This window comes from Shewanella sp. 10N.7 (assembly GCF_020806285.1).
GTDB classification, from domain to species: domain Bacteria; phylum Pseudomonadota; class Gammaproteobacteria; order Enterobacterales; family Shewanellaceae; genus Shewanella; species Shewanella electrodiphila.
On record NZ_JAJGZS010000105.1, the window covers coordinates 1 to 232 of the forward strand.

1 tRNA gene is annotated in these 232 nt (G+C 48.7%); it reads right to left on the bottom strand.

Features of this window, described 5'->3' with window-relative positions:
- Positions 1-2: 2 nt before the first annotated feature.
- A tRNA-Glu gene (locus LMH66_RS20360) sits at positions 3-78 on the bottom strand.
- Positions 79-232: the final 154 nt, after the last annotated feature.

Below are 232 nucleotides of genomic sequence, written 5' to 3' on the forward strand. Positions count from 1 at the left end.
AGTGGTATCCCCTAGGGGATTCGAACCCCTGTTACCGCCGTGAAAGGGCGGTGTCCTAGGCCTCTAGACGAAGGGGACCCGGACTGCGTTATACTCTCCAAAGAGTGAATACTCATTAAGTTCTGTAGGCTAAAACTTAACGCTTGCTTTAATTTCTCGAAATACATCAAGAAAAATAAATAGTGGTATCCCCTAGGGGATTCGAACCCCTGTTACCGCCGTGAAAGGGCGG